Genomic DNA, 12,085 nt, shown 5'->3' on the forward strand with positions numbered 1-12,085 from the left:
CTTGCAATCTATTGTAAGGACTTCATTGCACTATGTCTATTTAACAGCAAATTTAAAACCTCCATTTTAAGAAAATGGAGGTTTTATTATTATTTAATTTTTACAATTATTTTTCCTTTTGCTCTTCCAGACTCTGAATATTCCATTGCTTTTTGCGCATCTTCAAAAGGGAAGACTCGATCGATTACCGGTTTGATTTTTCCGGCTTCAATATAGTTTGCAATAGTACGTAATTGACCCCCGCTTGGCTTCATAAATAAAAATGAATATTGAGCATTATGCTTTTTTTCAAGTGCAGTAAGTTTTTTGCTGGCTAATGAAAATAAGAGAGTTTTAAAGAATCCTGAACCAAATTCTTTACCGAAGCGAGCATTCGGCATACCTGAAACGGAAACAATGTTTCCGCCGCTTTTTATAATATTGAATGATTTTTCAAGTGTTGCACCGCCGATTGTATCAAATACCGCATCATAATTTTTTAGTATATCTTCAAATTTTTCTGTTTTGTAATTAATAATTTCATCTGCGCCAAGAGACGTTACTAAATTTGCACCAGCTTCACTAGCAGTCGTTGTAACAGTAGCACCCATTATTTTTGCTAACTGAATTGCGAAAGTACCAACACCACCAGACCCAGCGTGAATTAATATTTTTTGTCCTTTTTGTAATTGCATAATGTCATGTAATGCTTGATATGATGTTAAGCCAACGAGTGGAATCGAAGCAGCTTCCTCAAAATTTAAATTTTTTGGTTTTAAAGCTATATCATCTTCATGAATGGCTATATATTCCGCGAAAGTACCAATCTTATTTTTTCTTGGGCGTGCATATATTTCATCACCGACTTTAAAGTTAGTCACTTTTGCCCCAACCTTTACGATAACACCGGAAAAGTCATTCCCAAGGATTAGGGGCATTTCATATTTAAGTAACATCTTTACTTTTCCATCACGTATTTTAAAGTCAATTGGGTTAATACTAGCTGCATGAATTTCTGCGAGCACTTCATGCTCATTTATTTCAGGAGTAGGTACCTCTGCCATACGCATTGGAACTTTCCCGTATTTATCAATTATCATTGCTTTCATTTCTTATACCTCCACATTTCAATAAAAGTTGTGTAATAGCTTTTCGATATCTAATACAAGATTTTTTAATAAACTTAATTTTGTACGTATATCAATATAATAAAAGTTTTTTGTACCTTCTTTTCGCATTAAAATAATACCAGCTTCTCGTAAAATCCGAAGGTGATGCGATACCGCTGGTCGAGAAAGGTGTGTTTGTTTCGTGATTTCTCCTACACGTAATCCGGTTTGACATTCCGTTTCCATGAGAACTAACAAAATAGCTTGACGTGTTTCATCGCCAATTGCCAATAATACTTTTTGAGAATCAATAAAATCTTTTTTTATAACATTTAATTGTTCTTGTTTATTCATTTCAATCACTTTACCTCCTGGTAATTAGTCGAAAGGTTTAAGATGATGAACCATTACATCGATACGGTAATGCTACATGATTGTTGTATGAGGTGCAATATTGGGAAAGAAAATCGAGACGAATGAATTTTTTATTTTTGAAAATTATAGGGAGATAGAAAAGGGATTGGAAGGACTATATAACACAATAGATGAAGTTTTAAAAACAAAAAATGATGTAACAATAAAATAAGCGGTCGTAACCTTGTATAATCGATAAGGTTACGACCGCTTATAATGTTTGCATTATTTTTGATTTTTACGATAGAACATAGTTCAACGTAAAGTACGTTCTTTTGTTTTACACTTTCATACAGACACAATTCAGGTGGATTATAGATGTATGAAAAGGTAAAAAGGATTTTGGGGCGTAATCTATCTATATGATAATTCAAAATGAAATATAAGTCTATATTTTAATGTTTTTTTTGATTATATTTATGACACTGAGCTCAGAACAATGATGTGGAGGGTAAATATATGAAATCGAATTATGTACCAGTTTTAATTGTTGGAGGGGGATTATCTGGGTTAGCGTCTGCGTTATTTCTTGCAAAACATAACATTGAGTACTTACTTATTGAAAAGCATCCGTCTACTGCCATTCATCCGAAAGCAGGCGGCCTTACTTTACGTACAATGGAGTTATTTCGAGAATTAGGTTTGGAACAAAAAATTAAATTGGCAGGTAAAGCATTAGAGAACTGCCGAGGAAGAATAGCAGTTCATACAATAGCTGAGGCGAATAAAGAAGAATTGGAACAAATGAGAGCGACGCAATACGGAAACGATGAAGAATTACTTCAAAAAATAGAAAAGATTAGTCCATCAAAACAAACTGCGTGTTATCAAATTATTTTAGAAGAAATGATGTTACAAGAAGCGAAAACGCTAGGCGGGCAACTATCTTTTTATCATGAATTAGTTTCATTTGAACAAAATGAAAACGGGGTAAAAGCAACGATTCGAAATCGTGAAACAGAAAAAGAAAGTGTCATACATTGTGACTATGTAATTGCAGCGGATGGAGCGAAAAGTAAAATACGTGAGCAGTTAGGGATTAAAGCTGAGGGTCGTGGAACCATTGGTGGCTATTATATGAATATTTATTTTGAAGCTGATTTAAGTGAGTTTATACAAGGATATGCATTCGGTTTTTCGATGGTACTTCATCCGGAGGTTCTTGGTGCACTTATCCCGGTTGATAACGTAAAAAAATGGATTTATCATGTAGCCTACGATCCATTAAAAGGAGAGGGGTTAGAGGACTTCACTATAGAACGTTGTAAACAAATTACTCAAATAGCAATTGGAAGTACAAATATTGATTCAGAAATATTAAGTGTTTTACCGTGGGAAGCGGCCGAAAGTACAGCGGTGAAATTTCAAGAAAATCGAATCTTTTTAGTTGGAGATTCAGCACATATTATGCCGCCAACAGGAGGGTTTGGTTCAAATACAGGAATACAAGATGCACATAACTTAGCTTGGAAATTAGCGGCTGTTATAAAAGGGAAGGCAAAACCAAAATTGTTAGAAACATATCATGAGGAGAGACACTCTGTTGCAAAATTAACGACAGCTTATTCAAGTAGTTTACTGTTTCGTGCTGCAAATAGAGAGGAAGGTAGTTTGAATAATATGGATGGTTTAGCTGTTACAGTTGGATATCAGTATTGTTCAGAGGCGATTATAGATGATTCAGTAACTCCGTATAGAATGGATAGCATAGAGTTGAACGGAAGACCTGGAACGCGAGCGCCACATTTATGGGGAACGTATGAAGGGAAGAAAGTTTCTACATTAGACTTATTCGGTAACAGTTTTGTATTACTTACAGGAGTAGAAAATAGTTCTTGGGCTGAGGCAGCACATACTGTTTCAGCTAAATTAGGAATAAATATAAAAGGGTATCGTGTTGGTTTAAGTGGAGACTTTGTTGCTCCAGAAGATATTTTTAGCAAATTATATGGTATAGAGAATGGAGGTGCTGTATTAATTAGACCAGATGGCTTTATCGGATGGCGTTCGGAAAAAACGGTAGTAAATCCAGATATAGTATTGGAAGAGGTAATGAGAAATTTATTATGTGATTTTTAAGTAACTACAGAAATATTGTTTTATGTGCTTCACTGTACTGAAAAAAATATTCACAAATTTCAATAGGTTTGATATGATTAAATTCGACAAGTTAATAGAGGCCGGAGATATTTGAGAAAAGCCATAAATTTATTTAGGGACACAGGAGTGTATTCTAAATAATTTATGGCTTTTTTTATTGAATGAACCGTACAAAATAGGGAGTTACATGTGAAAAGGAGGGCTATAGAAATTAAATAGGATAATACTAGTTTATTAATAATATAGAGAAAGTATATTTGTAAGATTGGAATTTTAATATAGGTTTATAAAAATAATGAAAGTGTGTCTTCTATTTCGTGTAAATCTCATTAGCTTGTTGAAATTTGCAACGTAGGAAGGGTTAGAAGGATGAGAAAGATTATTAGCGTTTTAGTTATTTTCTTTATGACGGGAAGTATCTTTGCTGGGGGAGCTGTTCATGCGAAAGCAGAAGGAAAGCATGAATGGAATACGAATAAGCTTTTAAATATTGCACATCGCGGAGCAAGTGGACATGCACCTGAGCATACTTTTGCTTCTTATAATTTAGTGAAAAAAATGAAAGCGGATTATTTAGAGTTAGATATTCAATTAACAAAGGATGGCCAATTAATTGCAATGCATGATACAGCAGTTGATCGCACTACAAATGGAACAGGCGAAGTACGCGATAAAACGTTAAGCGAAATAAAGAGTTTAGATGCTGGATCATGGTTTAATAAAGCGTATCCAGAAAAGGCTAAGCAAGAGTATGTTGGGCAAAAGGTTCCAACTCTTGAAGAAATCTTCCAAAAGTATGGAAGAAGTATGAAGTATTATATTGAAACAAAATCACCAGATGTGTATCCAGGAATGGAAGAGAAATTGTTGGCGTTGTTACAAAAATATAATTTAGTAGGCCAAAACATGTCTTCTAGCCGTGTTATGATTCAATCATTTAGTAAAGATAGTTTGAAAAAGATTCATAGTATGAATGAAAATATTCCGTTAGTTCAATTGCTTTGGTATTATCCAAATGAAAACAATGAAATTGTTGAATGGTCTGGCATTACACATGAACCGAAAAGTGTAACGAATGATGATTTTCAAGAAATTAAAAAGTATGCAGCTGGTATTGGACCAAACTTACGTAATGATAACGGAGAACTAATTATTGATGAGTCATATATGAAAATGGCTAGGAAAAATGGACTGTTAATTCACCCTTATACAATTAATGAGAAACCAGATATGAGACTGTTAATCAAATGGGGTGCTACAGGAATGTTTACAAATTATCCGGATCGATTACATAGTGTATTGAAGGAAAAATAAGTGGAAAAGGGTATACCAGTGTTTTAGGTATACCCTTTTTAATCTAACTCCCCGATAAACGTAATCTCTTTTTGATAGCATTCATCTGCATCATAAATAATTTCTTGAAAGTGAAGCGTTTTGAAGGAATGATAAACTGAAATTTCCCATGTCTCCCAAAAATCAATTTCATTTGAAAGAAGAATCCATTTTTGAAATTCACTATCTCTATTAAAGAAATTATGAAAGTAGTCCTCATTTTTAAATATAATGATTTGCGAATCCCACAAATTATTTATAGAAATCAAAACAACAACTCGATATGTATGTGTATCGCTCGGTTTCATATTTATTAAATGATTTGCTTGATTTAATAAGGTTTGAATACATAACCGTTTTACTTTTCTAGGTGTTTTACGAGAGTCAATAAAAGCTTGCGAAACTGGCAATAGCATATTCCAATATTCATCGTTATAGAAAGTAGAAGGGAACGTTTTTGTATGTTCCTCAATTCGCTTTATCACAGTGTTTGTTTTTCGTTTCATACCACGTATTTTCTTTTCACGCATTGTGAGTCATCTCCATAAATTTTTGTAATGCAGCAGAGTGATATATATCTTTTCTAGTAATAAAAGTAGTAAGAACTTTTTTGAAGCTATTTGGTAAAGGGTTGAATGATATGTCATGTTGATGACCATTTAAAATAGACTTCATCATAATTGCTATGCCCATACCTGATTTTACACATGCGAGTATCGCTTCAATTGTTCCAAACTCTAATACTCGCTTAGGTGAAATTCCTTCTTCTTGAAGCCAATCTTCTAATAAATTTCTATAATAGCACCCGTGACTAAATGCAAGTAAATTCATGTCTCCTATGTCTTTAAAGGAAGATAAAGGCTTTTTGCTAATGAGAACTAATTCTTCTTTACGAAATATATTTGTATGAAGTTCGGCATGCTGAGTAGAGCCAGCTATAAACGCTCCGTCCAGTTTTCGTTCTAGTACAAGCCTAATCAATTGTTCCGTCGTATTTGATTCTAAAATCAATTCGATTTTTGGATATTTTTCATAATAGGCCGTTAATATAGATGGAAGTCTTACAGCGGTTGTAGATTCTGTACATCCAATTTTTAAAGTGCCTCTTGGTTCGATCCCATTACTTTGAACTGCTTTAACAGATTGATCCATTAAGTGGATAATTTGTTTGGCGTATGTTAATAAAATCTCACCGTTAGAAGTTAAAGTTACACCTTTTCCGTTTCGGTAAAATAAAGGCACACCTAATTCGTTTTCTAGTTTTTTCATACGCATTGTTACGCCAGACTGTACATAGTTTAAATTTTTAGCTGCGTGAGATATGTTTTCTTCTTTCGCAACTTCGTAAAATACAGTTAAATCTTTTATATCCAAGTATCATCCCTCCAGAAAAGGTATCATTTTTTTTGATGGATCACATGATAAATCTTTATTTTATATGATATCAGAACTTTCATACAATGGAAGGGGGTGGAGGGATTATTGTGTTAATGGAAGAAAGGGTGAATAGTACTTATAAGTGGGTTATGTTAATTTTTGCGACGGTTGCTCAAACAACAGCGACACTTATAACGTATGGTGTTGGAGCGTTTGCTTTATTTTGGAAAGAAGAATATGCACTTACGAATACGGAGATTGGATTGTTAGTAAGTGTTGTAAATATAGGACCGCTATTTTGTATGCTTTTTGTCGGGCGGCTACTTGATCAATACAATGAAAAGTTGTTAATTTCGATAAGTTCATTTTTACTAGGAGGTTCGTTTTTACTGACTAATATGGTCAATGGATTTAATGGGTTACTTTTTGTACTTTTATTAGTAGGAACGTTTTATAGTGTTTCGCAGCCAGGAGGAAGTAAGGTGATAATGAAGTGGTTCTCAAAAGAAAATCGCGGGTTAGCGATGGGGATTAGACAAGCCGGTATACCGATTGGTGGTACATTAGCGGGAGTATTGATCCCGTTTCTTACAATAAAATATAATATGGCCTATGCGGTAAATAGTATTGCATGCATTTGTATAATTGGAGGGCTTTTATTTTTTATATTTTATAAGGAACCATATACTCAAGAGAAAGTTAAACAAGAACGTAGTAAACTTTCTTTTTGGATGCAGTTAAAAGAAGTGATGTGTAAAAAAGAGTTGTATGCAATTTATATAACTGGCATTTGTATGATTTCATTGCAAATGGTTCTAGTTGCACACTTTATAAAATTTTTAGTATTGGAACAATCAATCACGCCAATTTTAGCTGGAAAAGTATTTTCCGTTATGTTCTTTTCTGGAATGGTTGGTAGGGTTATATTAGCAGCTACTAGTGATTTATTTTATAAGGGGAATAGGCGTACCCTCTTATTTATAACTGTTTGTATTTCTATTTTCTTCATTCTAATATTAGTAATGAGCATACATACAATAACGAATGTATTGTATGGTGTAAGTGCATTGTTAGGGTTCTTTTCAATTGGATGGTTTAGTCTTTTTATAACTGAAGTTGCAGAATCAGCAAGTGAAGAATCGGTAGGGATGACAGTGAGTTTTGCACTTACATTAAATCAAATTGCCATTATTGCTGCGCCTGCTTTATTTGGTTATATTGTAGATAAGAAGGGATATACGTATGCGTGGTTATGCATAGTTGTATTACTAACTATTTCAGCGGTCAGCTTATATAGGAAGTATAGAAAATGAAGGAATGTTAGCAATGTAAATTTTTTATGAAGAAAGTCTAAAGAAATGTTGAATGACCGACATTTCTTTTTTTATTTGTTGTATAATCAAAATGTAAATGAGATTCATTTTCAATTTCGTTCATTGCCTCTTTTGAAATTACCTGTAATTTTAGCCATAATTAGCTGTTTTTCATTATCGTTATTTGCATGATTTATTTTATTTAAAAGTTTTTCAGCATCATTTCCTTTTAATATCATAATCTGTTTTCTGTAATATTAAATTAATACAATGTTATTTTTTGTTATCCGATAATGAAACACCTTATCATCTAAACGATTGCGTTTATCGGTGTTTTTCATATTACATCTCCATTCTTTTTAGTATGTAACAAATGTTACAAAAGAATTTGAAATTATAGTGTAATGCATCCGATTGTATGTTGGAAATTTTGCAAGAAAGAAATACAATAGAGAGTAGTCAAAATTGAAAATGAGAAAAAGGAATCTAGTTTTAACAGAGTGAATATTAAATAATATTATAATATACTTGATAATTAAAAGATAGAATGGATATACGTTAAGTGAAACTAGATAAAAGAGGGTTCCTAGTATGTTAAAGAAATGGTTAATCATTTTCTTTATTTTTGCTGTTTTTTGTGGAAGTGTTGTTACACTAATACATGCAAATAAAGGAAAAAAATATGATGCAAAGGCATTTTCTAATGTAAATAGTAAGCAAAAAGATGTTAAGCAGGAAGTTGATGCGAATGAGAAAAAGCGTTATGAAATTGCAGCTGGAAAATTAGATCAGTATTTAAAAGATAAAGGATTTAATGGGAGTGTTCTTGTAGCAAGTAAAGATCATGTCATTTTACGAAAAGGCTACGGTTATGCGAATGTGAAAGATCAAGTATTAACAACGCCAAGAACGAAATATCGCATTGGTTCTATTACGAAAACAGTTGTTGCAATATCTATTATGCAATTAAAAGAAAAAGGGAAGTTGAACATTGAAGACAATGTAAATAAATATATCCCATCGTTTCCAGCAGATAAAAACATTACGTTACGAAACTTGTTAACACATACGTCTGGATTACCAGAACAGGGACAAGGTAGTGTTGATGCAGCATCACGGTTAAAATTAGTAACGTGGATTGGGGCACAAACGTTACAATTTCCAGCAGGGACAGGATGGAAATATACAGATTATAATTATATGGTGCTTGCATATATTGTAGAAAAAATATCGAATAAACCACTTGCTGAATATGTGAAAGAAAATATTTTGACTCCTGTTGAAATGCATGAATCTGGAATGGGCGCAACACTTCCAGAGGATATTTTCTTAGCAGAAGGGTATACGAAAAAAGATAATAAGTTAATAGCCACGCCTCGCTTAAAAATGAACTGGCTGTATGGTTGTGGTGAAATGTATACGACTGTTGAAGATATGAAAAAGTTAGATGAAGCTATTATGGATGGTAAACTACTTTCTAAACAAAGTGTATCAGATATGTTTTCTGCATCACCTGCAAGAAAATATGGATTTAGTTTCTATATTTACCCAGATTATTATCATAACCACGGTGTATTAGCTGGCTGGAACACTTTTAATAATTTTAACTGGGATAAACGAACGTTTGTCATATTATTTTCTAACGTCCAAAATGGTATGAATGATGCATTTAATCAAGAATTTAGGAAAATGGCGAATGATTTAATAGAAGGAAAGGGAATATAAAAAAGAGCCTCTAGCGAGGGGCTCTTTTTTATAGAGCTGAAAACTCCTCAACAAGTTGAGTGAATTGTTTCAATGCACTTTCAATCGGTTCTCGCGTTGTTAAATCGACGCCAGCTTTTTTCAATAAGTTTAATGGGTAGTCTGAACTTCCGCCTTTAAGGAATTCAATATAATTTTTCTGAGCATTCGGATCACCACGTAATAGTTTATCAGCGATTTGAATGGCAGATGCGAATCCAGTTGCATATTTGTATACGTAAAACGGGCGGTAGAAATGAGGGATTCTAGCCCATCCGTATTTTACTTCTTCATCAAATACAAGTGAATCACCGTTATATTCTTTAAATAGCTTTTCATAAATTTCACTGAAGACTTGGGCATTTAATGGTTTACCTTGCTCAGCCATTTCATGTGTGATTTTTTCAAATTCTGCAAACATGATTTGTGTAAAGAAAGTACCTTTAAATTTCTCAATAAAATGGTTAACTAAATGGTTACGCACGTTCGTTTCTTTTGCTTCTTTTAATAAATAGTGAATTAATAACACTTCATTTACTGTAGAAGCGACTTCTGCGACAAAGATAGAATAATGTGCAGAAATTCTTGGTTGGTATCCATGTGAATAGTGCGTATGCATACCGTGCCCGCATTCATGAGTAAGAGTGAACAGGCTGTTTAAATCATCGTGATGATTTAAAAGAATGAAAGGATGAACACCGTATACACCAAAGTTATAAGCACCAGAACGTTTTCCTGGTGTTTCTCTTACGTCTATATATCGTTTATCTTTAAAACTTTTTAATGTCTCAATATATTCTTCTCCTAAAGGAGCTAGTGATGCAATCATAATGTCAAATGCTTCACTATATGGAATGTCTTGTTTTGCACCCTCTACTAAATCGACGCCTAGGTCGTATTGTCTTAGTTCATCTACGTTTAATTTTTCTTTTCGAATTTCATTGTATGTATGTAATGTTTGAATGTTTTTTTTCGTTGTATCAATTAGGTTTTCATATACTTCTTTCGGAACCATATCGCCAAATAATGATTTCTCTAACGCCGATGGATAGTGTCTTAGCTTCGAAACAGTAACATTATTTTTAATAGCAGCGGATAAAGTAGATGCGATGGAATTCTTTAACTGAACATATGGTTTGTAATATGCTTTATAAGCTTCTTTACGCTTTTCACGATTCGTATCTTCTATTAATTTTGCATACATTCCGCGTGTTAAGTTCATTTTCTCTCCATCGTCAGTCGTCACTTCACCAAATAATATATCTGCATTATTCAACATACCAAATGTGTGCTGTGGAGAGGAAAGAGCTTCACCCATTTGTGATAAAATTTCTTCTTGGTCCTTATTCAATACGTGTTTTTTATAACGATATAATTCAAACAAGTCTTCTTTATAATATTGTAAGCCTTCTGTTTCTTCTATGTAAGAATGTAATGTGTTTTCGTCTATGCTAAGTAAGAAGGGGGAAAAGAAAGATTTAGCTGCACTTACTTTCACGTGTAATTGTGATACTTTATCGACAAGAGATTGCGCGTCAGTATCGCGTGTATCAAGGTCAGATTGTAATCGTGCATAAGCGAACATTAAAGATATTATGCTAGAAATTTCTTCACTCTTCGTTAAATAAGCTAATAAACTATTGCCATCGTGAATATTTCCATTAAACTCGTGTAATTCCTTCGTTAATACTTCAATTTTATGAAAATCACTTTCCCAATCTTCAATTGTATGGTAAATGTCTGTTAAATCCCATTTTTCTATATCAGCTACTTGTAATCGATCTTTAAGTTCTGTCATAATCATTTCCTTTCTAAACATGTAGTTATATTTCTATATAACTATGAAATACAACAAATTGCAAAAAATCCCTGCTGAAAATTGAAAAGCCCTGCTAAAATAACAAGGCTTACTTACTTATAGTGTAATTCCGAATTTTGAATGTAAAAGGTTTGTATATTGCATGTCTGTAACGGTTTCTTTCGTTTTTTTACCATTTTTCGCTACTGTAAGGCTATCCTTCGTTAAAGAGGCATGCCCATCTTCAGTTAGTTTTACAATGAGAGGTACTTTATTAAAGGGTGATCCTTCATGTTCAACGATAATTTTTTGTGCTGTATTTGCTTTTTCTTCATCCACTTCTTCTATATAAAATGCATAGCCTAACGTCCAATCATCAGCAGAAGATTGATCCAAGAACTCATTGTTTTTCCGCATCTCTAAAATGTAGTTTTCCTTTTCGGTCATTTCTTTACGAATACGATAATCTCCTGTAACAGAGTGAATGACTTCACCTGAGAAAGGGACAGGGGCAAGAGGTAAGTATGATCCAAATCCTACTTCAATTAAATAAAGTTCATTATGATGTGTTAAAACGGTTGCGATATGGCCAGAATCAACAGCCCATATGGAGTTTGCAGCGTTATAAACTGTTCCTGAAACGAGATGAACATCGAATCCTGAATCTTTCAGGAAGTAATACATAGTAGGATTGAGTTCATAACAAAGACCGCCACGGTTATTTACTAAAATTTTCTCCTTCAAATTTTCTTTTGATATTTCTGTAAAATTCTTTTCGAGAATATTTAAGTTTTCAAAAGGAACAGTTTGTGCCATTGCGTACATAATGTTAGATAAATCTTCAAATAAAACTGTGTCTTTTTCTTCTATATGTAATCTTGAAAAAAAATGTTTTTGAAAGTCGGTCATAGAAATCCCTC

General features: G+C 33.2%; 11 protein-coding genes. 4 read left to right on the plus strand and 7 right to left on the minus strand.

Translation table 11 applies throughout. From position 1 onward, the window contains the following. Window positions 1-89 precede the first annotated feature (89 nt). Both MR143_RS12365 and MR143_RS12370 read right to left on the minus strand, forming a co-directional pair. Window positions 90-1,088, minus strand: coding sequence for an NADP-dependent oxidoreductase (locus MR143_RS12365; RefSeq protein WP_000646408.1), 999 nt, complete (start codon window positions 1,086-1,088; stop codon window positions 90-92). 18 nt (window positions 1,089-1,106) lie between these two features. Further along, window positions 1,107-1,451, minus strand: a complete 345-nt coding sequence (locus tag MR143_RS12370; RefSeq protein ID WP_000571881.1) for an ArsR/SmtB family transcription factor — start codon at window positions 1,449-1,451, stop codon at window positions 1,107-1,109. A gap of 510 nt (window positions 1,452-1,961) precedes the next feature. On the opposite strand from MR143_RS12370, the gene MR143_RS12375 reads away from it, so the two are divergent. Beyond that, window positions 1,962-3,581, plus strand: coding sequence for an FAD-dependent oxidoreductase (locus MR143_RS12375; protein ID WP_000841672.1), 1,620 nt, complete (start codon window positions 1,962-1,964; stop codon window positions 3,579-3,581). Between the two features lie 390 nt (window positions 3,582-3,971). After that, the gene (locus MR143_RS12380) at window positions 3,972-4,916 is read left to right on the plus strand and encodes a glycerophosphodiester phosphodiesterase (RefSeq protein WP_001226351.1); all 945 of its coding nucleotides are present in this window, start codon (window positions 3,972-3,974) and stop codon (window positions 4,914-4,916) included. Window positions 4,917-4,954: 38 nt separating this feature from the next. Here the strand turns inward: MR143_RS12380 and MR143_RS12385 are convergent, their stop codons facing one another. Continuing rightward, a complete protein-coding gene (locus tag MR143_RS12385) occupies window positions 4,955-5,464 on the minus strand; it encodes a DUF3916 domain-containing protein (RefSeq protein ID WP_001208346.1) in 510 nt (169 codons plus the stop codon). Beyond that, the gene (locus tag MR143_RS12390) at window positions 5,457-6,308 is read right to left on the minus strand and encodes a LysR family transcriptional regulator (RefSeq protein WP_242280788.1); all 852 of its coding nucleotides are present in this window, start codon (window positions 6,306-6,308) and stop codon (window positions 5,457-5,459) included. Before MR143_RS12390 ends, MR143_RS12385 begins: the two co-directional genes overlap by 8 nt. An 86-nt stretch (window positions 6,309-6,394) precedes the next feature. Here MR143_RS12390 and MR143_RS12395 point away from each other — a divergent pair, with 86 nt between their 5' ends. Continuing rightward, the gene (locus MR143_RS12395; RefSeq protein WP_003302165.1) at window positions 6,395-7,624 is read left to right on the plus strand and encodes an MFS transporter; all 1,230 of its coding nucleotides are present in this window, start codon (window positions 6,395-6,397) and stop codon (window positions 7,622-7,624) included. Window positions 7,625-7,734: 110 nt separating this feature from the next. Here MR143_RS12395 and MR143_RS33180 read toward each other — a convergent pair whose 3' ends face one another. Then, a complete protein-coding gene (locus tag MR143_RS33180) occupies window positions 7,735-7,863 on the minus strand; it encodes a hypothetical protein (protein ID WP_000600991.1) in 129 nt (42 codons plus the stop codon). Window positions 7,864-8,215: 352 nt separating this feature from the next. Here MR143_RS33180 and MR143_RS12405 point away from each other — a divergent pair, with 352 nt between their 5' ends. Next, window positions 8,216-9,349, plus strand: coding sequence for a serine hydrolase domain-containing protein (locus MR143_RS12405; RefSeq protein WP_000915169.1), 1,134 nt, complete (start codon window positions 8,216-8,218; stop codon window positions 9,347-9,349). A 28-nt stretch (window positions 9,350-9,377) separates the two neighbouring features. On the opposite strand, the gene pepF is transcribed toward MR143_RS12405, so the two are convergent. After that, on the minus strand, window positions 9,378-11,165 hold the full coding sequence (gene pepF / locus MR143_RS12410) for an oligoendopeptidase F (RefSeq protein ID WP_199717900.1): 1,788 nt from the start codon (window positions 11,163-11,165) through the stop codon (window positions 9,378-9,380). 117 nt (window positions 11,166-11,282) lie between these two features. Beyond that, complete coding sequence (locus tag MR143_RS12415; protein ID WP_242280789.1) at window positions 11,283-12,074, minus strand: arylamine N-acetyltransferase family protein; 792 nt, start codon at window positions 12,072-12,074, stop codon at window positions 11,283-11,285. Between the last annotated feature and the right edge of the window lie 11 nt (window positions 12,075-12,085).

This window comes from Bacillus cereus group sp. BfR-BA-01347 (genome assembly GCF_022663835.1).
Lineage (GTDB): Bacteria > Bacillota > Bacilli > Bacillales > Bacillaceae_G > Bacillus_A > Bacillus_A thuringiensis_K.

What these genes read in the sequence shown, in the direction of transcription:
- MR143_RS12405 (WP_000915169.1), top strand. Translation starts at nt 8,216, where the DNA reads ATGTTAAAGAAATGGTTAATCATTTTCTTTATTTTTGCTGTTTTTTGT.
- MR143_RS12380 (WP_001226351.1), top strand. Translation starts at nt 3,972, where the DNA reads ATGAGAAAGATTATTAGCGTTTTAGTTATTTTCTTTATGACGGGAAGT.
- MR143_RS33180 (WP_000600991.1), bottom strand. Translation starts at nt 7,863, where the DNA reads ATGATATTAAAAGGAAATGATGCTGAAAAACTTTTAAATAAAATAAAT.
- pepF (WP_199717900.1), bottom strand. Translation starts at nt 11,165, where the DNA reads ATGACAGAACTTAAAGATCGATTACAAGTAGCTGATATAGAAAAATGG.
- MR143_RS12385 (WP_001208346.1), bottom strand. Translation starts at nt 5,464, where the DNA reads ATGCGTGAAAAGAAAATACGTGGTATGAAACGAAAAACAAACACTGTG.
- MR143_RS12375 (WP_000841672.1), top strand. Translation starts at nt 1,962, where the DNA reads ATGAAATCGAATTATGTACCAGTTTTAATTGTTGGAGGGGGATTATCT.
- MR143_RS12395 (WP_003302165.1), top strand. Translation starts at nt 6,395, where the DNA reads ATGGAAGGGGGTGGAGGGATTATTGTGTTAATGGAAGAAAGGGTGAAT.
- MR143_RS12365 (WP_000646408.1), bottom strand. Translation starts at nt 1,088, where the DNA reads ATGAAAGCAATGATAATTGATAAATACGGGAAAGTTCCAATGCGTATG.
- MR143_RS12415 (WP_242280789.1), bottom strand. Translation starts at nt 12,074, where the DNA reads ATGACCGACTTTCAAAAACATTTTTTTTCAAGATTACATATAGAAGAA.